Origin of the sequence: Clostridium neonatale (assembly GCF_001458595.1) — a bacterium.
Lineage (GTDB): Bacteria > Bacillota > Clostridia > Clostridiales > Clostridiaceae > Clostridium > Clostridium neonatale.
The window spans coordinates 1,325,819-1,349,744 of sequence record NZ_LN890328.1 but is presented as its reverse complement, the minus strand read 5'-3'; the positions used below and the strand labels follow the sequence as shown (position 1 = coordinate 1,349,744).

The 23,926-nt window shown below is 25.7% G+C and carries 13 protein-coding genes; 7 read left to right on the top strand and 6 right to left on the bottom strand.

Annotated elements, in window-relative coordinates; translation table 11 throughout:
• Nucleotides 1–360 precede the first annotated feature (360 nt).
• Nucleotides 361–993 carry a class I SAM-dependent methyltransferase gene (locus BN2920_RS13035; RefSeq protein WP_058295435.1) on the top strand — a complete coding sequence of 211 codons (633 nt, stop codon included), beginning with the start codon at nucleotides 361–363 and terminating at the stop codon, nucleotides 991–993.
• 113 nt (nucleotides 994–1,106) lie between these two features.
• Here the strand turns inward: BN2920_RS13035 and BN2920_RS13030 are convergent, their stop codons facing one another.
• Complete coding sequence (locus tag BN2920_RS13030) at nucleotides 1,107–2,312, bottom strand: IS701 family transposase (protein WP_058295434.1); 1,206 nt, start codon at nucleotides 2,310–2,312, stop codon at nucleotides 1,107–1,109.
• Between the two features lie 915 nt (nucleotides 2,313–3,227).
• Between BN2920_RS13030 and dptF the strand changes: the two genes are divergently transcribed.
• The 6 genes from dptF (at nucleotide 3,228) to BN2920_RS13000 (ending at nucleotide 17,306) form a co-directional block, all read left to right on the top strand.
• On the top strand, nucleotides 3,228–5,627 hold the full coding sequence (dptF, locus tag BN2920_RS13025) for a DNA phosphorothioation-dependent restriction protein DptF (RefSeq protein ID WP_058295433.1): 2,400 nt from the start codon (nucleotides 3,228–3,230) through the stop codon (nucleotides 5,625–5,627).
• Between the two features lie 3 nt (nucleotides 5,628–5,630).
• Complete coding sequence (gene dptG, locus BN2920_RS13020) at nucleotides 5,631–7,043, top strand: DNA phosphorothioation-dependent restriction protein DptG (protein WP_058295432.1); 1,413 nt, start codon at nucleotides 5,631–5,633, stop codon at nucleotides 7,041–7,043.
• Nucleotides 7,024–12,249: a DNA phosphorothioation-dependent restriction protein DptH gene (gene dptH / locus BN2920_RS13015; protein WP_058295431.1), complete on the top strand. Its 5,226-nt coding sequence runs from the start codon at nucleotides 7,024–7,026 to the stop codon at nucleotides 12,247–12,249. The genes dptG and dptH overlap by 20 nt, the downstream gene beginning before the upstream one ends.
• 197 nt (nucleotides 12,250–12,446) lie before the next feature.
• Nucleotides 12,447–13,556, top strand: a complete 1,110-nt coding sequence (locus BN2920_RS13010) for an FRG domain-containing protein (RefSeq protein WP_058295430.1) — start codon at nucleotides 12,447–12,449, stop codon at nucleotides 13,554–13,556.
• Nucleotides 13,557–13,558: 2 nt separating this feature from the next.
• A complete protein-coding gene (locus BN2920_RS13005) occupies nucleotides 13,559–15,358 on the top strand; it encodes an AIPR family protein (RefSeq protein WP_058295429.1) in 1,800 nt (599 codons plus the stop codon).
• A 64-nt stretch (nucleotides 15,359–15,422) separates the two neighbouring features.
• Nucleotides 15,423–17,306 carry a KAP family P-loop NTPase fold protein gene (locus BN2920_RS13000; protein WP_058295428.1) on the top strand — a complete coding sequence of 628 codons (1,884 nt, stop codon included), beginning with the start codon at nucleotides 15,423–15,425 and terminating at the stop codon, nucleotides 17,304–17,306.
• An 84-nt stretch (nucleotides 17,307–17,390) separates the two neighbouring features.
• On the opposite strand, the gene BN2920_RS12995 is transcribed toward BN2920_RS13000, so the two are convergent.
• Genes BN2920_RS12995 through dndB form a run of 5 tightly spaced genes read right to left on the bottom strand, consistent with a single transcriptional unit; the run spans nucleotide 17,391 to nucleotide 23,822 of the window.
• Nucleotides 17,391–18,557, bottom strand: coding sequence for a cysteine desulfurase family protein (locus BN2920_RS12995; protein ID WP_058295427.1), 1,167 nt, complete (start codon nucleotides 18,555–18,557; stop codon nucleotides 17,391–17,393).
• Nucleotides 18,554–18,943 (bottom strand): DndE family protein, encoded by a 390-nt coding sequence (locus BN2920_RS12990; RefSeq protein WP_058295426.1) that lies wholly within the window; start codon nucleotides 18,941–18,943, stop codon nucleotides 18,554–18,556. Before BN2920_RS12990 ends, BN2920_RS12995 begins: the two co-directional genes overlap by 4 nt.
• 2 nt (nucleotides 18,944–18,945) lie before the next feature.
• Nucleotides 18,946–21,105 carry a DNA sulfur modification protein DndD gene (dndD, locus tag BN2920_RS12985; RefSeq protein ID WP_058295425.1) on the bottom strand — a complete coding sequence of 720 codons (2,160 nt, stop codon included), beginning with the start codon at nucleotides 21,103–21,105 and terminating at the stop codon, nucleotides 18,946–18,948.
• Nucleotides 21,095–22,732, bottom strand: a complete 1,638-nt coding sequence (dndC, locus tag BN2920_RS12980) for a DNA phosphorothioation system sulfurtransferase DndC (RefSeq protein WP_172437807.1) — start codon at nucleotides 22,730–22,732, stop codon at nucleotides 21,095–21,097. The genes dndD and dndC overlap by 11 nt, the downstream gene beginning before the upstream one ends.
• Nucleotides 22,725–23,822: a DNA sulfur modification protein DndB gene (gene dndB, locus BN2920_RS12975; RefSeq protein ID WP_058295424.1), complete on the bottom strand. Its 1,098-nt coding sequence runs from the start codon at nucleotides 23,820–23,822 to the stop codon at nucleotides 22,725–22,727. Before dndB ends, dndC begins: the two co-directional genes overlap by 8 nt.
• Nucleotides 23,823–23,926 lie beyond the last annotated feature (104 nt).

Here is a 23,926-nt window from a genome sequence, read left to right as displayed (position 1 = left end):
GCATTATATGCCAAGGAAACACCTACTCATATACATTCATAGGTGTAAGCGATTCGCACCAAATGCAAGATTTGGGCTCTCTGCTTAAGAATTTGCAGAAAAATAATATATTTCAATGTTTTTATATATGTATTCGATAGAATTTTGATTTAATATGAGAAAATTTATCTTTATTTTGCTGTTAGCTGTGTTGGCTCCTTATATTTAGAATACAAAATTAATATTGTTGATATTATATATTGTACTATATAACTGAGTTAATAATATTTGAAGGGCTGCATTTGATTTTATATGATAGCTGTATATTTCACAAAGAAGAAAAAATACAAGGTAACCATTAGAATTTAGGAGATAAATTACATGAAAGGTAATAAAGATTATTGGAACAACATATACAAAGAAAAAAGTAATAATAAGATAGTTTATGGTTTATGGTTAGATAAGTATGAGGATATAATTAGTAAATATAAAGATGAACCTGTTCTAGATATGGGATGTGGTACAGGAAATAATCTTTTATACTTAACAGAAAGAGGATTCAAAGATATTTATGCTTGTGATTATTCAGAAGAAGCACTTAAGATAGTAAGAAATAATTTTAAAGACGTAAAATTATTAGAGCATGACATAACAAAAAGACTTCCATATAAAGATGGATCCATGAATTTAGTTATTGCGGATTTAAGCCTTCATTATTTTAAGAAAAGAAAAACTATTGAAATAATTAAAGAAATAAAGAGAATCTTAAAAGCTGATGGATATCTTATTGGAAGAGTTAATTCTATGAATGATACTAATTATGGAGCTAGTCAGGGTGAAGAAATAGAAAAGCATTATTATTTAACTAAAGATGGTTATAAAAGATTTTTTGATGAAGAAGATATTAGATATTTCTTTAAAGACTTTAATATTAAATGCTGCAGTGAAGAAAGTATGTTTAGATATGGCGCTGAGAAGAAAACTATTGAATTCTGTGTTCAGTTTTATATATAAGTTTAAAGAAAATTAGATGGAAATTGGAATAGTTCATATATAAATAAGAAAGATAAAAAGATAACTAAATTAACTAGACTTGTGCAGTAAATAGGAAAAATTTAAGCTACTAGTCATAATTTGGCAATAGTAGACTGTAAATCAATCCCGTTATCTGCACATTCATGTGCAAAAGAAACTATTTTTACCAAATAGTTGTTTCGGAAGTGTAATATTACATCTCCAATATTTTTAAATTTATATAATTTTTCACATTTGACTCTGAAAATCTCAAGAAAAGTATACGTTAAAAATATCATGCTCCAATATCTATGTATTGATTTTAAAGATTGAATTTGAAATTCATCAAAACCAAGAGCTGTTTTATGATATCTATAACTTACTTCAATATCCCAACGCTTTTCGTAATATGAAATTATGGTTTTATTATCGAGTGAAACATCCGTACTTATAATGAATGCTGGATTATCAGATAAATCGTTTTTAGTCCAGCTTATAAGTACAACTACATTCTCAATATCATTAAGTTTTCCTTCATATCTATAAACATAGTACTTGTTATTACTAGCGGTAACTAAGCTAGTCTCATTAGTCCTAATGTATGAAGAAAACTTTTTGACATTTGTTTTAATGCCAGCCGGATATATTACTCTGTTAGATTTTATTCTCCCTATAGTGTGACAACCATTTATTAAACCGTGAAGCAAAATTTTTGCTGAAGTATACCATGAATCAACTAGTAAATAATTGTTTTTAGTTACAGGAGTGAATTCATTAATCAGTTCCATCGCAAGTTCATTTTTATCTAGAAATTTTTTAGATAGTTTTTTACTCGATTCCTTTCGGTGATATTGTCTAAAATCTAAAGGTATAGAATAATCATTAATCTTATAATGCGATGTAACTAAGCAGTGTGACCATTTAGGTTTATTGCCATCAGCATGTGAATTGTGAAAATCTAAGCCTTCAATTTTTTTAGTTGAAGTATTTTTCTTAGTTAAGGTATCATCAATGATTAGGAATCCAACATCACTATCTTCACAAGTGTTGGAAATTTCAGATATTGCATGAAATATGCGTTCTTGCGTAACATATTCATGATTCCATGAATATGAACTTAGGAACCTTGAACCAGTACTTCGATCTCTATTGCATGTAATTTTATTATGAACAGATGAAATAGTTTTGCTTCCTTCTGTTACAATAATTCCAGATACTATATTTACCATATGATTCTTTATCGCAGAAGAATATGGCAGATTTAACTCTGAAATATAGTTGATAATTGTTTCATTTTGGTTTAATATTGTTGTCAGCATATAAATCTCCTTAGATTTGGTTTCGCAACAATAAATCTAGCATGTTTGAGGTTTATATGCTACTTTTTTATTTAAAATTATACTGGTAAAATATCAATAAAAATCCAATGGTAAATTTTCTTAAATTAATGCACAAGTCAAGTAAATTAATAATATTAAAATATGAACAGAAGAACAAGCAGGAATTTGTTTAAAATAAATTCCTGCTTGTTTGCATTTTATATAATAAAAATATTTTATAAGTAACCTCACATGTTACATCTAAACATTAAAAAGATAAATATATAATGGTTGGAAGATATGTGCAAATTGTAGTAAAATATTCTATAAGGAATCATATATAAGGGAGAAAATTAATAAGTAATAAGATACTACAAGAGGAAAAGTTTAAGTTACATGAAAAAGAAGCAGATGCAACAGGTGTATTACAGTTTAATAATATATCCACTGGAAATACAAATCTTAAAAAAGCATCAAAAATATAAAATAATAAAGTTCTTAATAAAAATGATAAAAGTTTATTTTTTAATAAAATTATAAATAGAAGAAAAGAAATTAAAAAATTATAAATATAAGAAAAAATTGATTTTTAAGAAAATATCAATTCTTAGATGTTTATTGTTTTTTTTTAAATGTCTTAAAAATAGTGATGAGTCAAAATTAGAAAAGAAAATAGAAATTTATATAATTTAATATAATAAGTTGCAAAATAAGATTGGTAGAATTTACATAATAAATATAATTGAGAATTTGTTGAAAAATAGTAATTTTAAACAATGAAGGAATAAAAATAATTCTAATAATTGGTTTGTATAGTATAGATATCCTCAAAACAATAAGGATATGGTAAAATAGAATTTAAGAATGTAGTATTAATTAACTCGTATTTATTTGTCTAGAAAGGAAGAACAGGCATTGGAAAAAGAGGTTTTTAGTTATTTAGAAAAAGATTATAGATACCTTAATAATTATATAAGAGATATAAATTCAGCATTATTTACATCTCCACATGAAGCAATAATAAAAGGAAGAACTTTTGTAGAAAATTTAACTCAAGAAATAGCTAGGCTTGAAGGATATGGATTATTAAATATGATGACTCAAGCCGAGAGATTAAGAAAGCTTACAAACGAAGGAATATTTACAGAAGATATAGATAAATTGTTTAATTCGGTAAGGTTAATGGGAAACAAGGCGGCTCATTCAAATATAGAAGGAGAACTTGAAGTAGCTTTAAATATACATAAAAACATTTATAAAATCACATGTTGGTTTGTAGAAGTTTATGTTGATCCTAATTTTGAAGCATTACCATACAAAAGTCCAATGCCTACAGTAGATAAGGCGCCTGCGTTAGATAAAGAAGTAATTGCAGATATTATGAAAAAAACAATGGAACAGTTTATGGAAAAAAATCAAGTGAATTCAACTGACAACAATGAATCTATTGAAGAGGTACAAGATGAAATTGCAGCTGGTAATAATGCACAAGATATTGATGATGCATATATTGGACTAGTAGCAGAAAGTATAGTGGCAGATGAACCAGATAAGAAGTGTTTGGTCCAAGAATTATCTAGATTAAAAGAATCATCTAAAGAAGCAGTTGAAAGTATAGGTGAATTTACACCATTCAAAAAATATATGCATATAGTTAGAGATGCGCAAAAAAGCTTAGATGAATTAATACATAAGGCTTATGAATCAAACAAAGCTCAGCTTATACTAGTTTGTGGTAGTGTTGGTGACGGTAAATCCCATATAATATCTTACTTTAATAATAAGTATAAAGACATAATGAAAGATTTTACTCTTCACAATGATGCAACAGAAAGCTTAGAGCCAGATAAAACTTCAGTAGATACATTAAATGATGTTTTAGATGAATTTAGTGATGAAAAAATAGAAAACAGCACTCAGAAATTTATATTAGCGATAAATTTAGGAACTTTAAATAACTTTATTGATTCAAAATATGGACATAGATTTACTAAGCTAAAAGAATTTGTACAAGAAAAGAAGATATTAGATACCAGCATTGAAGACAGTGATTTTGATGAAAATTTGTCTTTTCAATTTGTAAACTTTAGTGATTATCACATATTTACTTTGAAAGATGGAAAAGTGCATTCAGATTATGTTAAATCTTTAATACAAAAAATAACAAAATCATATGAAGATGATGATTTTATGGAAAAAAATATTTTCTATAAATCATATATAAAAAATTGTAGTAAATGTGAAAATAATATGTGTTGCCCAATAAAAGCTAATTATGAATTATTATCAAAAGATAATGTTCAAGATTCTATAGTTGATTTATTAGTTCAATGCATAATAAAAAATAAAATAATTATTTCAACAAGAGCTCTATTAAATTTCATGTATGAGCTTATTATACCAAGATCGTATATTGATGTTAATTCACCAACTTTTAAAAGCAAAATAAGTAAGCTTAATAATCAAGAATATATAAAAGCCTTGCTTCCTAATATAGTATTTGATCATAAAGAATTATCATTTATATTTGAAGCATTAAATGAAATTGATCCTTTAAATGTTAGAAATGAAAAGGTTGATGATTTTATAATTGAATTCAATAATGCTACAAATATAATGGATTACTTTTCAAAATATATTGATTATCCAAAGAATTACTTAGAGAAGATTAGCAATATAGATTTTAATGAAACAGAAGATAAAAAGTTAAAATTTGAATTATTAAGATTATTTATAAGAAGTTATTATATTTGTGGCAAAAATGAACTATTTTCTTTAAGGGATAAAGATTATGACGATTATATAAATGCATTATTTTACTGGAATAAAGGTGATAAGGTAAAATTAAAAAATCTTTATAATAATGTAAAAGAAGGTATTATGAAGTGGAATGGTGAAGCTGATAAAAGTCACATAAATATTTTTATGGGAAAAAATCAAATAAAGTATAAAGCAAGTGAAAAGATTGAGTTAAAGGCAGACACAAGCAATTTACCTAAAAATGATGAGAATGATCTTAAGAAATTTATAGGTGATTTAAAGTTAAAGTATAAAGGTGAAAATACTGATAAGTCATATGAGATAGATGTTGACTATACTTTATATAAACTTTTACTACAAGTAACTAATGGGTATAGACCTAACAAGAAAGATAAAAATCACTTTATAAAATTCATTGAATTCATTAATAAACTTGAAGAAGCTGGTTCTCAAAATGAGGAAATAATCTTTACTGAAAAGAATAGAGAAAATAATAAGCAGTTTAAATTAGAATTTGATGAAGAATTTGAAACTTATAGATTTGTGGAGATATAAAGTATGAATGAAAATATAATTTATGAATTGGATTTAGATCAGATAAAGATAGATTTTAAGTTTAAAGAAGAACCAGATATAAAAGAAGGATCATGTAATTTAACTCACAGTCAGTGCAAAGAATTTAAATTATTACCTTATGCTGCTAATGAAAAAACATTAGTATCACAATTTAATGGAGTTATTGGTGCTTTTTCAAGATTTATAAACAATAAAGAATTAAAAAATGATTTTAATGCCACTGAATTTATAGAAAATGTCGTAGATGAAATTGGTGAATTTGAAGGTAATGCAAGCAAAGAATCTTTTAGAGATATAGTAAAGACTATGTTTATTGATAAAAATAACTTAGTAGATTTTGATATAAAAACCCTAAATTATATATCGTCTACTTCTTCTGAAGAAAAAGTGGCAAAGTTTTTATATTCAATTTTTTTTAATAAAGAACTAAAAGATTTTGTCAAAGAGCATTACGAAAGAGATGTAGATAATATTTTATATAGGCTTGTATTAAAGGCATTACCAGAATTGAAAGAAAAAGAAATTAATAGTGACGAATATAAATGTTATCTTCCATTTGTAAAGGAGTTATTTATAAAAGACTTTAAGTTTTTAATTAGCAATGAAGAATTATATAAAAACTCAATAAAGAGATTTTTAGAATATTACTACATGTTTTATATATCTCAATTAACTATGAAATTAAGTTCTTTTGAAAAAGCTGATTTAACGAAGCCAGAACCACTATATTATACTTTGGGATGGGAAAGTATATCAAAAAATAGAACAGCATATATGTATGGTTGGCAAAAACTTAGCAGTTATACTGAAAGCTTATTTTCACATGCAATAACGTTAGAATTTTTAAATCATAATAATTTTGATGAAAAGTATGGATATACAGAATTATTTGAGTTATTTAAAGATAATGATGAAGAAGCTATTGCTAATCAAATTGAAGAATTATTTAATGAATATACTAATCGTGTACGAGATAAGGATTGGAATAAATTTAAAGAAAAAAACAGAGCTAGCAGTGGAAACAAAGCATTTGATAAGGTATATAAATTATTTGATGCTCTAGAATATCAATTTGACAAGTCAAGCCGAAGTAGAGCAAATGATGCGTACAAGAATTGGTTTAAAAGATTTATATTTGATAATTTTTCAAAAAGAAGAGGTTCACTTGGATATAGTTTAAATTTAAGTGAAGAAGATATTATTTTCTTAACTAAAATTTGCATTAATATTAATGAAAAACTTAAATTGGGTACTTTATTTGAAGAATTTGAAAAAAGAGGAATTTCTTTTGATAGAGACTCAAAAGCTAAAATAATACAATTATATGAAAAGTTAAATTTATTAGAAAAGAAATCGGATAGTGGGGATGCACAATATGTCAGATCAATTTTATAGTTATTTATCGGAGAAAATAATAGATTTTTTTAAAATGAATCCATTAAGCGTGGGAGCAAAATATAATATACAATTTGAAAAACAGGAACAAGTAAGGGCTCTTTATGAAGAGCTTAAAAATAATGATCTATATAAAATTTTTGAATATACAGATCAAAAGACTGGAGAAGTTAAATATACAGCATACATGCTTGATTTTGGTAATGTAAAATTAATTGTTTCTGCAACAATAGATAATGTACAGCCTGATTTTTTAACTAGACTTAGAAATATGGTAGGTACAGAAAAAGGATATGAAGACAAGGCAATTCTTTTTATTCATGATACAACATTAGATAGTATCATGGGTGGAACGGAATCTTTCTCAAAAGAAGGCATGCCTTTTCATATAAATTCTATAAAAAATGATATCAAAGTGAAATTAGCTAAGTCACAATTTAGCGAAGTTGATAAAACTATTATTGAATTAATGGTTGAAAGAAAAGAGAAGGATTTACTTGGAGAGAGTATATCAATTTTTGAATATAAAGATTTATTGGCGACTATAAATGGAACTTGTATTGAAAAGGATCAATACAAAAGTTTTGGTTTATTTTATGATAGTAAATTAAAAGATTTTTCAGGGAAGCAGCTAAAGAATAGAATTGAAGAAAATGCTACAAACTTTAATAGAGTAGATGAAATCCATAATTATGGGAATCCTGAAGTTCAACTTGAAAGATATTTTGATGATAAAGGTATAGATAAATTAAAAGGTGAGGACTGGAAAGAAACAGACTTTAAAGATGTTAAAAAATATATTGAAGACAAGAAAAATGTTCCTATATTAGAGTATGAATCAAGTTCTATTGAATATGATAGAGAAGAAGGTACATCAAAAGCTAAATCAAGAATAAGAAATATGATTATATTTAATGAAGGAAGAAAAGAAGAAATTGAAACAGAATTTTCTTTTGATGCATCATTATCTAAGGAATTTTTAAAATCAGAAGGTGATGTTGAGGCTGTAACATCTGGAAAGAAGATAAAAGCTACTTTCAAAAATTGTGATTGTGACGCTAGTTTTTATAAGATAACTTATAAAAATGATAAAAATATAAAATTTGAATTTAGAGTAGTAATTGTAAATTGTAATGAAAAATATTTAGAAAGTATAAAAACTAAATATTCAATAGTCATAAATAAAAAGTATAGTTATATATCAATAAACACAAATGAGTCAGATATAGTATTTAATGAATATGCATCAACATCAAAATCCCATGAATTAAGTGATAATTATGATGATATTCAGATTGGTGAAGATGAAAGACTAACCTTAAATATAAGTGATAATTTTGAATATGAAAATGATAGTGATTTAGTTAAATTTAAACTTAATATAAATAACTGTACTATACCATTTGGAGTTATTGGAACAAGCGAAAAAATTGCTCCTATTGAAGGATTAAAAGTATGGAAATTAAAAAGAGAAAAGAAATGTGACTTTAAATTTATAGGAGAAAATAAGCTTCAACATGGAACAAAGGAATACTTCACAAGAGATGAATTTAGAAAAAATCTAAAGTTAGAAAAACAAATAATAGAAATGGAAGGTTTCTATTTTATAGAAACAAGTGATGGATTAGAAAACATTGATTTAGAGCTAAATAGTGAAGTTATGCAAGCGTATAGTAATATTCTAAGATACTTTAATTTATCTAACAGATTACCAAGCTTAACATATTTAAATGAAGATCTCAAAAACTTATATACTGAATTTATAAGGGTATATATAAAAGAGCTTAATAATATAGAAGAAAAAGAATACTTAAATAAAAAACAAAAGAATTTATTTAAGATTGGTTCTATAAAAAGAGAAATAGAAGATAAGGAATTAATGCTTTCAGCACTGCATCCATTAAATATAGCTTATCAGCTTCATATTAATGAGAAGATAGAAGATGAAGTGCTAGAAGATGATATACTTAAGAAATTTACATCAACATATCTACTACCATATATTAATGTAGGTGAAGAAAAATTATATATTCCAATGGAACAAAATCATTCACCTGAATGGAAGTACTATGTAGATGAAAAACTTCCAAGATATAAGAGCTCGAGAGATTTTGTTTCAAAACTTGTTAATGAAAAGATAGAAGAATTCGTTGATCACTTTAAGTATTTATTTAATATGGGAAGTAATGCACCAATTAGAATTAATTTAATCAATACTGGTGATAGTAAGGAAATACTACAAGGAATATTTAAATATTATATTAAGCAGCTAAAATCTAAGAATAAAGAAGTACTGCCAATTGACTTATTTATTTATTCAAATAAGAGCATTACAAATGCTTTTGAAGAAGTTGCATTTAGTGATAATATGAAAGACTTAAAAGAAACATATGGATTAGACTTAAATGTTGATAGTATGTCAGAGGAAGACGTATTGGATTTATATAGAGAAAAGGTACATTTTTATTCTAAGAAAAGTGAAGAAGGAATAGAATATGCACATATTACTTTTGTTGAAATGAGTAGTAATGCGAAAACAATAAAATCTAATATGGATGATATTCCGTCTGGAGTAATTTTAAATGGATTGATAAGCGGTGTACCATCAGTATTCTCAGGTGATTATTACAGAACTGGTTTTGGTACAAAGTATGCAGAAACTAATACAGATTTAATGGTAGTTGCAAGTAAATTAAATGCAATTAATGCTGCAATAAATGGTGAGGCATTTGACAGTAATAGCTGCATAGCAATATCAGTAGCTAATAAGAATAAAACAACATTAGATGATATATATAATGCAAGTCATTGGGTTACATTTATAGATCCAAAAGTAGATTTGAATTTCTTTAAAAATGATCCCGATGCAAAAGATCTTCTTATAATTCATTATAGTGATCAATATACAACAGCTGGTGGATATGATGCTATTACAGTTACAAGAAAAAGCGGACCGTATCAAAAAGTTATTGAAGAATTCTTAACTAAAAAGGGAATAGAAAATGCAGAGGATTATTCAGCAGACGTAATAAATATGTTTAATGCTGTAAATGGTGATTGGCTTCTTAGATTATTATCAAGTAAATCACATTTCCCGAAAGAAAAGATAAGCATTCTTTCAGCTATTAAATTAGCACTTGCAAAGTTTAAAAAAGACAATATAATTTGGGTGCCAATATCTCTTGAAGAAGTTTTAAGAGTATCAGGTGGTGCAGGACTTAAGCAAAGTGAAGGCTTCTTATCAGCTAAAAAATTAGGTTTTGATAATAATGGAGCTACAAGTGATGATATTCTTTTAATTGGAATTGAAGAATATAAAGGTGATGTATATGTACATCCATATCCAATAGAAGTTAAAATAGGAGATAATCCAAATTGGTATGTAGAAAAAGGTATAGAACAAGCCAAGGCTACAAAGAAAATATTTAACGAATTATTATATCCTAAAGAAGAAAATTTAACTGCTGCACAAAATGTATATAATAACTTCTTAATGCAGCTTGTAATAACAAGTGCAGAAAAACTTAATTTATATAATGTTTGTAATGAAGAAAACTGGAATAGTGTAATAGATTCAGATATAAGGGAAGTATTATTAAATGAAAACTATATAGTGACTGATTCCTTAGAAGAATCTATAGGTGAAGCAGCAGTAATTTCATTTAAAGATGGAAATCATGGTGAAAGTGTAAGATTAGAAGATAATGTTTTAGTAATTGAAATGTCAGAACAAGATGGAATTGAATTTATAACTAAAACAGTAAAAGAAATTCGTTCTATAGTAAAACCAATTAAAATAATTAGTGAAGCAGAATATGAGCATCCTGATATAAGTTTTGATCCTAATGAAGAAGATGATACTTCAGATTCCGAAGAAAAATTCAATACTTTAGACAAAGATGAAAGTTTTGAAAATACATCTACAGGATATAATCAAGATTTGGTTGAACCCAATGAAGCAGCTACTGATTTCATAGAAGATGATAATAAAAAACAAGATAAGCAGTTAGAGAAAATAGCTGAGTCACCTAAAGATAAGGAGTATTCAAGTGATGAAGATAGAAATATGAAGATATTATTTGGCGTAAACCAAAAGAGTAATAGTGAAGTTTATTGGTGTCCAAATGATACTGATAAATTACTTCATACTAATACAGGTATTATTGGAACAATGGGAACTGGTAAAACACAATTTACTAAATCTATGGTTACACAAATTTATAGGGAATCAAAATATAATGTTGAGGGTAAGAAGGTTGGAATATTAATTTTTGACTATAAAGGTGACTATAATAAAACAAAACAGGATTTTATAGATGCTACAGATGCTAAAGTATTTGAACTTTATCATTTACCTTTTAATCCACTATCAGTAGTTAAAGCTGCCAACTCAAAACCAATGCTTCCACTCCATACAGCAAATGGATTGAAAGAAACTTTAGCAAAAGCTTTTGGGCTTGGAATAAAACAAGAAACTCTTTTAAGAGATTTAATAATGGAAGCATATGAGGCTAAAGGCATAATAAAAAATCAGCCTGATACATGGGATAAAAACGCACCAACATTAAAAGATGTTTATGATATCTATATTAATAAGGAAGATTTAAAAGAAGATAGCTTGTATGCAACATTTAGTAATCTAATAGATTTTGAAATATTTGAACCAGACAGCACAAAAACAGAAAGTTTATTTGATTTAATAGATGGAGTTACGGTTATAGATTTATCAGGATATGATCCAGGAATACAAAATCTTGTTGTAGCGATAACTTTAGACTTGTTCTATTCTCAGATGCAAGCTTATGGACATAGTAAAATTGATGGAAATCTAAGACAATTAAACAAGATTGTATTAGTTGATGAAGCAGATAACTTTTTAAACAAGAACTTTTCTTCATTAAAAAAGATACTTAAAGAAGGTAGAGAATTTGGTGTCGGAACAATACTTTCAACTCAGCTTTTAAGTCATTTCTCTACAGGAGAAAATGAGTATGCTAATTATATCTTAACTTGGGTTGTTCATAATGTAGCTGATTTAAATAATAAAGATGTTAAGTATATATTTAATACTCAAAGTAAGAGTGAAGAAGAGAATATATATAGTAAGATAAAGAGTCTTAATAAGCATTATTCTATTGTTAAGATGGGGGATAGTGATAGGGCTGTGTTTATGAAGGATAGGGCTTTTTGGGAACTCGAAAGATAATAAACAGAAGTTATTTAGAAGTGAATTAAATACGCCTCTAAATAACTTCTGTTATTTGTAAATTGATATAAAATATGGTAAAATATAATGAGAAATATTTTGATGAATTTTATTTTGTTTATTGTGAATTTTTAATATATGGTTAATAATGACTGTTAACCATGCATTATAAAAAATTATTAAAGGAGTATGGTTAAATGTATGAAGCAAAAAATGTTTCAGATTATATAGAAAAAATATTGAAATTAATTAGTAATAAAGAAGATAAGTTTACACTGGTGTATCGTGGTGAAGATAAAGTACACGCAAAACCATGTGAACCTAATATCTTTAGGAAAGATTATTTATTTAGAAATAAATTTTTTGAAAAGAACTTATTTGAAGAGATGAGGGCTAATAGAATAACAGAAGGGAAAACATATTTAGAAAGAGCTATAGATGCACAACATGATGAATTTCCAAGTAGATTATTAGATGTAAGTTATAATAGTTTGATAGCATTATATTTTGCGGTTACTCCATATTATCATGAAAAAGAAGATATTTATGATAAAAATGAAAAAAATAGTAATGAAAATAATGGGTGTGTATATGTATTTTTTATAGAAAAATTTTTTTGCCCTTCAGGAGATATTATAAATAAAGTATACGATGAGTTAATTAATAGAAATGAAAAATCGTTTTTGACCCATCCTATATTTCAAAAAAATCACAAATTAATAGATCATATAAAAATAAATAAAAGAATAATTGCTCAACAAGGTGCATTTATATTATTTCAAGGTGATGAAGTTTCACCTATACCGGAGTGTTATTATGAAAAAATTGAGATTCCTGCTGAGTGTAAATCTAAGATTAGAAAACAACTAAAAAACTTATTCGGAATTTATACAGGATCTATATATCCTGAACCAACTAATTTAGTTAATGAAATTTCAAGAAAAAGTTGCCAAATAAATAATAACAAGTTTACTTATGATAATGAGATGAATTTAGTCATACACAACTTAGAAAATCAGCTAGAGTATTATAGAAAGAAAATAATTGCATATGCTTTTGAAAAAAATGAAGAAGCGATTTTTAAATTAATCTACAAATTAGAAACGGAAATATACAGTTATAAAATAGCTATTGAAGATGAAGAAAATTTGATTATTAATAATAATGATAAAGAAAAAGAAAAAATACTATCCGAAATGAAAGTAAAATATAATAATTTATTAGTACTTTTTTTTGATAGCATAAGTAGTTATTTACAAAAGTTCAAAATAGAAGTATCAGAAGAAATAAAATTTGAGGAGAAATAATAATGTTTGGTGAAAATAGAAAAGAAAAAATGGTAAGGATGATTAAAGAAGAATTAATTAATTTAGGTATTGATATACAAATATTAAAAAATAATTCATTAGATGATAATGTTGATTATGTTTTAAATGGTAATAAAAAAATGATTGATTCGATAGATTTAGATTTAAATGTCGAAGATTTTTGTATATTTATATTTGTTAGTGAGGAATCTTTTGAAAATACTATTAATTTAATTACTTCACAATTTGAAAATAATTTTGAGAAAGAAAGTTGTTTACCTGAAACTGTAAATGTGTTCTATATATTTAATGCATTAGAAGAACAAATACATTTTTGTGAAAGTATGGATAAGAAAAAACTAAAAGATTCAATTAAGAAAATATATAAAATTAAAAAAAATGTTATATCAGCTCAAAACATATATTATAATTCTTTAATATGTGGAAATCCTTCAGAGCAAGATTTTAAAATTAATATAGAAAGCAGAATTAAATCTTTAGATATAGAAAGAGAAATTGATATTGATAATAATAAATTAAAGATAAGAGGATATGTTTTTACAGCAAGTTTATATAATATTGTTGAACTATATAATCAGTTGGGAAGTGATCTATTTAATTTTAATGTTAGGTGTAGCATTAAAGATGAGTTAGAGGTAGATAAAAAAATTAAAGAAACGTTAAAAGATGACCCAAAAAGTTTTTGGTATTTAAATAACGGAATAACAATGGTTATTGATCATAGTAATTTAAATTTGAAAAATAGTAGGTTTATAGAGTTACATTATTGCAATGACGATATTATGTCAATTATTAATGGGGCGCAAACAGTTTCAACTTCTGCTGAGTATTTTTATAATTCTTTATCTGAAAATATCGATAAGGCCAAAGATGATGCAAAAGTTATGTTTAGAATTATTCAAGTAAGTGCAGAAAAGCAAATGGAAAAAAGTATAGAAAAAAAACAATATACTAATATAGCTATTCAAGAAATAAATAAAATAAGTATAGCATTAAATAGGCAAAAGCCAATTAAACCTGAAGATGTAGCATATACAGTTCCATTTATTTACAATATTAATAAATTAAAAAATAATAATTTTACGAATAAAATATTTTTCTCTTTAGTTAGAAGAGGAGAAGGACATGGTTATGATTTGGCAACATTTTTTAGAACAATAAAAGCTTACTTACAGCAGCAACCTGGACAAGCACTAAATGATGCAGCTAAAAAATTATTACAAGTAAAAAAAGATGAAGATGGTGAACCTTTTTTCTCAAATGGGATATTCACAAATACTGTGAAATTGAATAACCAAGAAGTTTCTGAAGATGAGTTCAAAAAATACTTTACACCGGTAAATTTTGCAAATCAACTGGCGAATAAATTTTTAGATGCTAGAAAAATTTTGATAAAAAAAATTGATGATGAAACTAAGCAAAATGAATTAACAACAGAAGAAACTTTAAAATTAGAAAGAAAGAAAGCTATTGTGAATTATGGAAAATGGTATTTTATATCATATGTTATTTATATATTAAATGAAAAAAATACAAAAGATTTTACTAATTTTAATGCTTCAGTTACAGCTAAAGATAGTGAATTATATGAAATAGTCGATTTATTTGCTGTTTTGTTTAATGAGTTAATTAGTGATTTAGGAGATAAAACATTGACATTGAGTAATTTTAAAAATGAAGATTTATATAAAGAATTAATTGATTACAAAAATTGTGGTAATCAGGACTTAATTAATAAAATAGATGATTATAATAAAAAATTAGAAATATATTTTAAATAGAGTATACATAGTAATGCAAAATTAATGTAATTATATTATAAACATTATGAGTAAGGAGCAAAATATGGTTAACTTTTTCAATGATATAGCAAGTGATGAAGATTATTTGGGATATCATCCTTATATTGAAGCATTTAATTACATTCTAGAAAATTGTAATGAATTAATTACACCTCCATTTGTTTTTGGAATACATGGAAAGTGGGGTATGGGTAAAACTACATTTATGAATTTAATAAAATCAAGAATTGATAAAGAAAAGAGTTTTTATACAATTAATATTAATCCATGGGAATATGGAAAGAATCAAAATTTTATTACAATATTTTTAGCTAAGCTTTACCAAGAAGTGCAGTTAAAAATCAATATTCAAGGAAAAAAGTCTGGAGAAGATTTTATTAAATCAATTTTTAAACCATTAAAATTATCGTTAGATTTAAAAGCAATAAAAATGGAATATGATTTTGATAAATTCAGTTTTGATCAACAAAAAGCTGTTATTAATAAGTTCATTTCAGACAATTTTGCATTAAAACAATCCATTAATTACATATTAAATCATGAGTTTATTTCAAGGAAAAAGATCGTAGTTTTTGTTGATGATTTAGACAGATGTGATGTTTACAAAGTAATGGAAGTTATTGAATCAATCAAGTTAATATTTAATTCAAAAAATTGCATATTTTTTTTGGGGTGTGATATTAATTATTTACAAAGTGCACTTTCAAACAAATATGAGAAATTTATTAATTTTAGTAAAGAAAACTCTCAGGATAAGTCAATTTCTGATATTGATAATTTTTCCAGGGAATATCTAGAGAAAATAATTCAAATACCATTTTATATTCCAGCTATAGATGCAAAATCAATAAAAAAATATATACAATCAATTTTATGGAATAAAAGAGTTAATAATAAACAAATATCAATTGAAAAAAATGCATTTTTGAATTTTAAGAATGATTTAAAAGATGATTTTTTATCTGATATAATAATAGCAGCAGATATAAATCCACGAAGAATAAAGAGAATAATTAATTTAACTTTCTTAAATTATATATTTATGAAATTTAAAAATGTAGAAAATAATAATCTTACTATTAACACAAAATTATTAGCATTATTTTGTATTATACGTGAGGTATATCCCAATTATTATAAAGAAAAAATTTCTAATGAGCTTTTATGCAGGAATGTAATTGAAAAATTTTTTGTATCATTTATAAAAGATAAAAATGAAGATAATAAATTGATACCTTTGGATTGGAAATTTACTCCTGTAGAAGATGTAATAAATGCTCAAAAAGAAAAAACAATTAAAGATGTAAATGAAGAATTAGAAAAGAAAAATATTAAAACGATAGATGAAAAAATATATGATTTATTTGAATTATATTTTAAAGATAGAAATATTAATACTGTTGAAGAATTAAGTAATGATCTTTATTATATTTCATTATATATAAGTGTAAGTAACTTAAATGTGCGTAATGATATTGATGATGATACTGAACAATGGGGAGAATTAGCAAATATTAAATCAGATATAACAGGAAAAAGATTAAGCTTATTTTTAAATAATTTAATTGGTAATACAGCAGCAAAAAATTTTGTTTATTGGTTTTTTGGAGAGCTATATGTAAATAATAGAGAAGATTATATTTTAGGAATTGTAAAGAATGTAAACATATATTTGTCTATTAATGAGAAAAGAGTATGGATTTTTAGATTTGATTTTGATTCAAAACAAAATATATTAAATATTTTGTTTAAATGGAGAAATGAATATAATTGTCCAATTGAAAAATTAGAAGATTGTGTAACAACACAAAGGTTTGAACCTAAGAATAAAAGGATTAGTATTAGTGAAAAATTATCTTATGATGATTTGGAGATAATTAAACAAGATATAGTTAATATTATAGATATTATAAAAAAAGAAATGTGATATTGTTATACTAAGAAATATTTTTCATTTATGTTAATCTAAGTTATTTTATTAATATAAGAAAATAGTTAGAGGTTAATATCTCTAACTATTTTTACTTAAGGTTAAACGAATAAAATTTGAACTTTTGTTATATAAACCAATTTCCTTAATAACATAAGAAGGCTCCCCAATCCCACAAGCAGACCCAGAAGAAATAGCACAAATACCTCTATCAGCCATATCTTTAATAAACATATCATTAACTATTCCAGGGATAAGCATTCCAATAACTCCAGGAATATGATTATCTGGATCGCCCAAGAATTCAACTTCAGGATATTTTTCTTTAAGCATTTTCTTAGCTTCAATTTCCATTTCAAATATCTTCTTAATATATTCATTCATATCTCTTTTAGCAATTTCGCAAGCTTTACCAAAGCCTACAATATTATGAACAGCAGAAGTTCCAGCTCTATATCCATCTTCTTGTAAGCCTCCATGAATTAATGAAGTCATTTTAAAGTTACTTAATCCACTTTGTCTTACAAAAGCAGCACCAACACCTTTAGGACCATAAATTTTATGAGCTGACATTGAAAGAAAATCAACAGGAAGCTTTTTAACATCAATATTTATTTTACCTAAAGCTTGTGTAGCATCAGAGTGGAAGAGTATATTATTATCTTTAGCTATTTTACATAAACCTTCAATATCATTTAATGAACCAATTTCATTATTGCCCATCATAAATGAAGCTAGAATTGTATTATCTTTAATAGCATTTTTAAAAGTATCTTCTTCAACTTGAGCATACTTATTTACTGGAAGAAAAGAAACCTCATATCCACGGTCAATTTTTTTTGTTTCACTTTTTTTCTTTAAGAATTTACTTGCTACTGATTTTTCTGACTTATTCCAAAATACGTCTCCATTTAAGAATTTGCATGTTTGAAGTACAGATTTATGTTCAACAGTAGAAGTTATAATATGATTTCCGCTTTCTTCATAATATTTTTTATAATCAGCTACACCTTTAATAATGAAGTTATTACTTTCAGATGCACCACCAGTAAATATTATTTCTTTAGGATCTGCATTTATTAATGAAGCAACTTGTTCTCTTGCTTTTTCTACAGCATTGTGAGCATTAACCGCTAAAGAATAATATCTGCTAGAGGGGTTGCCATATTCCTCTTTTAAATATGGCAACATTGCATCTAAAACTTCAGGATCAACAGGAGTAGTAGCACTATTATCTAAATAAATCATAAATTTGAATCTCCTTTTTCTAATGCATTTTTTAAGAATTTTTCTAAATTACCACCACTATATTTGTATTGATTTTGAAGAAGTTCAGCGCCTCTGTCCATATGAAGTTTCATATAGTATGGATAATATTCATCATCAGTTATGTTACGATTTAAATTAACTTCTATAAGAGATTTAAATATGGAATCAAATTCACCAGTAACTGTAGCTCTTTGAAGTTCAAGTCCATTTGTATCATCATTTTTATATTCATCAATAGAAGTTTCATCTTTTAATGAAAGTGCAACTGCAATCTTACTTAAAGCAAATGGTTTAAGATTTGTACTTTTACCTACTTCTTCAAATATTTCTTTTGTCTTTTTGCTTGTTTTTAATCTAAATCCCATAATTACACCTCAAAATATCCATTTTTAACTTCTGTTTTACGTAATTCAGTGTTGTATAGAAGTAAGTATTCATCACAAACATAAGGTTTTACAACTTTATATAATTCATGATCGATTTCTTTATTTGTAGAAAGAATTATTACTTGCTTACTTATGTTTGGAAGGTAAGTAGTAGTTAATGAATTTCTATGTGTTTCATCTATACGTGCATAAGGCGTATCAATAATAAATGGTATTTCAACACCTGAGCTTTTAATTATTGCCCATATTAAACATAAAATATAAATTTGTTTTTCTCCATTAGAAAAGTCATTTATATTAATCTTTGTACTTAAAGTAATATTTTTACTCCAAACATCGTTAAATACTTTATCTTTTAATTGATCTATTGTCATAACTTCATAATGATTTAATAAGTCTTCTAAGAACTTAGCACCATATTTTTTTACAAGTTCATCAAATCCAAGATTTTTTATTACATTTAATAGTTCATTACTTGTATAATCTTTATTTATATAAAGGGTAGTATTAAAATTATCATCAATAACAATACTATTTACATAATTATCTTTTCTAATAATCATGCTGAAAATTTTTATAAATTCATCTTCTATTAACTTAATTTTGTCTTTAGTTAAATTAGAAAGAAGTTCTTCTAAATACTCAATAAGTTGATTAGACATATCTAAAACATTTATATTTTGTAGTAGAGTAGTGTACTCGTTTCTCGCTCTTGTAAGATGATATTCTTTATTTTTAAGTTCATTTTGTTTATGTTCAATAGAAGCTTTTTTTAATGCTATATTTTTTTCAACTGTATTAATTTCAGTATTTATTGAATGTAGTGTTTCTAAATAATTGTTTAAAATATCATCTGAAATTGATGAATTTAGCTTTTCTCTTAAATTTTTTATTTTTATAGTAATTTCAGAAATCTTATTAAATCTATTAAAAATTAATTTTTTTAATTTTTCTTGATTTCCTAAAATATTATCAATTGTATGATTTACAGTATTTTTTTGTTCAGTAGATAATTCTAAAATATTGTCTATTTCCTCTAATTCATTTTTGTTAAACATGGCATTTAAAAGATCTACTGCAATTCCATCATAATCAATTTTATTTATATTTTGTGGAAGATGAGTATTTAGTGCATTTTTAACTACATCTCCAGATAACTTTTTACTTATAGCATTATATGAATTTAATGCTTCTTCTTTTTCTGTTTGTTCTTTAGTATCTTTTAAAAGATCTATAACTAATAAGAAGGGGAGAGTGTCGTTGCAGAAATCCTTTATTTCTGTATTTATATTAATACGATCATTTTCAAGTTTTGAGATTTCAGAATTCAACGCAGCTTTTTCACCTTCTAAAAGACCACCGCTATTTTTAAAATCTTCTTCAGATTCTTCTCTCTTAATAAGTAGATTATCAAGTTGTTCTTCATCTAAAACGAGAGTATTTTGTAAATCTTCAATATGCATTTTTATTTCTTTAACAGTAGAAGATAAGTCATCAAAATTCTTTTGAGCTTCATCTAATTTTATATTTGATTTAGATTTTGATCTTTGATAGCTTAATAGTTGTTTCTTTAATACTTCAAAAGTATCATAATTAAACAACTCAAGTATTGATTCTTTTAAATTAGAACTAGCACTTTTACCTGTAAAGAAATCACTTAATTCTTCGCCATCAAAAAAGAAGAAATCAAATAGTGATGGTGGAAGAACCGATTTTAAATATTTATCAAAATATAATTTATCTTCATTATTTAATTCTTTATCATTTAAATAAATTTTAAAATCTTCATGTATCCTTTGATTTACATAACTCCAAGAACGCTTTAAATAATAATCTTTTATTTCAGTACCTTCTTTAAATGAAATACTTATAGCTAAATAGCAGTCTATATTTTCATTTGTAAAAGCATTGTTATTTATATTATTTTTAATTTTAGTTAAGTAATTATGATTTTCTCCAAGGTAACCATAAGTAATAGGTCCGTAAATACATAATTTAATGGCTTCAAATAAAGTAGATTTACCAGCTCCATTTTCACCACCAACTAAAACAATATTTTTATCATCTTTAGGAGCAAAGGAGAAAGTAGTTTCATCTTCATATGATCTAAAGTTTTTTAATGTTATGCTGTTAATTATCATTTTCTATCTCCTCAACAATCTCTTTGTGTAAATGTCTTGCATTAAGAATTTTATTAATTGATTTATCTAAAACACTTTTATTTGTGAAATGTTTATATTTATTGGTTTCAATTAATAGTTTATTGATTAAGTCTTGATCAATATTATGAGTAGTACATAAAACCTCAATTGCATTTCTTGTGTCTTCATCAAACATAGGCTTTTTATATTCATCCCAAGGAAGTCTTTTACCCATTACTTCATGGTATAAATCAACTAATGTTCTACGAGTTAAATCTTCTTCTTCATCCCAAATCTTATCTATAACTTCAAGTTCTTCTGTATTAATAAGGTCAATATCTTCAAATTCTGTATTTATAAGCTTTTGAACTTCTAATAATCTTCTTAAAATAAGCTGTCTACCTGCAAAATTAAAAGGACCATATCCAAGAACATTCACATATTCTCCATTTTCATCTTTCTGAATCTTTGATTTATCAAGAATAACATCATCTGAATTTTCAACATTAAGTATAGGAAGTAATTCTAAATATATTTTTTCTTTATCATCAGATTCAGTATAATTACCTTTTTCTTTTTCACTCCGAGAATTTTTTAAATCAATATAAGCTTCACCAGTTTCACTGTTAGAAAAAATATAATCTTGATTTATAATATTATCCTCTAAAAGAGGCAACTTATTTAAATACAGTTTTTTATAATAGTGATTACCATCACGTCTATATTGCATTCTATATTCATGTCTATTTCTAATAGTTACAATCCACTCTCTAAATTCTAATAAAGGTTTAAGCCATTCCTCGCCATTTTCTATAAATCCTGTTAGTGATTTATCTTTATTAACAACAGTACAAACCCAGCAACCAAATCTTGAATTCCCACAAGATGGAGTATCTTTATCATTTGTTGTAGTAAATGGACATTCGCCACCATCGGCACCCATATATAATGAAAATAAATCGTTATTATTGCTACCCCATGGAGTAACACCATTATTAGAAAGTAGAATTTCCCAAACATCATCTGTAGTTAATTCTACAATTGGGTTATAAACATAAGTATTTGCCAAAGTTACATGAGGTGTTAGAAGATAGCCTTCAATTTCTCTGTTTTTTATTCTTATACCTCTTGCAATACTTTCAGCTTTTCTAACACCAAGTAATACAACAACTTCGCCATTTTCTTTAACTTTATCTTCAATAAATTTATTAGATGGTTTAATTTTAAGACGTTCAGTACACCATCTAAATCTAATAGAAGTAGGAGTTGGAAGTCCTTTACCAATAATATTAGTCCAATATGTATTATCATAATCGGGATGAACCATATGAGTGTATAATGGAATATCCGATTTTCTTGCCCCTTCATCTATTAACTTAGAATTATGTTTTAAAAAGCCTAGGACAATAGGGTTTTCAATTAATGTATCTGATGAAACTATGTAAACATCCTTATGTCTTTCTTCTTTTGGAAGGCTCTGAAGCATAGTAAATACGAGTTGTACAACTGTAGTACTGTCCTTACCTCCACTATAACCTATAACCCAAGGTCTTTTATCATTTTTATATACCATTTTCATTTCATCTAAAATATTATTGACCTTTGTATTTATATCTATTTTAATCATTTTGTTTATCTTCCTTTTTACATTCATTTTCTATCTTAAGTTCTTCTTTGCTTAATGGAATATTTAATTTCATTTTTATTAAATTATTAGTTAATCGAACATAAGTAGCGCTTTTTACAATACGTCCAGTAGGGCCAATAACTCTATTTTGCCAATCGTCAAGGTTTGTTCTATGCCAATCAATATCTTTAATATTTGATAATAGTTCTTTCCAATTATCAGGATTATTTTTATATAAATAGTTTCCTACTAATCCCAAGGCTTCAAGAACAACTCCGTTTGAACTAATATAGTCTGTTCTAAAATGAGCAGAACTTATATCTTTAGAAAATACAAATTGCCATTCTTTCATATTATCGCATAATACATTCCAAAATTCATATACGAAAGAGGTGACTTTAGGATCATTAGTATTTAATTTATTTAAAAGTTTAATGTTAGTTTGATTAATGCTGCTTAAAGTAAATAGTTTTGGTGAAAACTTTGACAAAGAAGGATTTTCTTTATCAGTAAAATGTTTCAAGAATTTATTTTCTTCAAGTAGCGATTTTGTAAGCATAGCAATAGGATCGCGAGAATCGTATAATATTCCTATTGACTTAGATACATTAACAGCATGTTTATTTAAATCAGCAAAAATCTGTTGACTGCGTTTTAAACCTTCATCAATAAATAAAACTATAGATATTGTCTCATCGCCAAGTGAAGAATCAGCTTTTAATGCTTCTTCAATAGCAGCTCTTCTATGTTGCCCATCGTTAATAAGTAATCGACTATCCATAGATACCTTAAGGGTTCCAATCTTTTCATCAAATTCTTTATCAATCGGTGCAAATTCAAATTCACCATCAATTGAGGCAGTTAAAGACGAAAAGACATAGTCTTTGGGATTATTAACTATATATGAAGCCATTTCTGGAATACGACTTTTGTTCAAAATTCTTTGAGCTCTATGTTCAGGTGGTAAATCATCTTCATTAAATATGAAAAGTTTTGATAATATTTTTAGGGGACACATTATTATGAAGTAGTCCCTAGTTGCCTGTTTTCCTTTTATTGCAGGAAAAGTATAGAAAAAATTATTTTTCATAATGTACCTCCTACGTACGTATAACATACTATTTCTATTATATTACTTACGTAGTGTATTGTAAATAGACTTTAGAATAAAAAACGAACATATATTCCCAATGC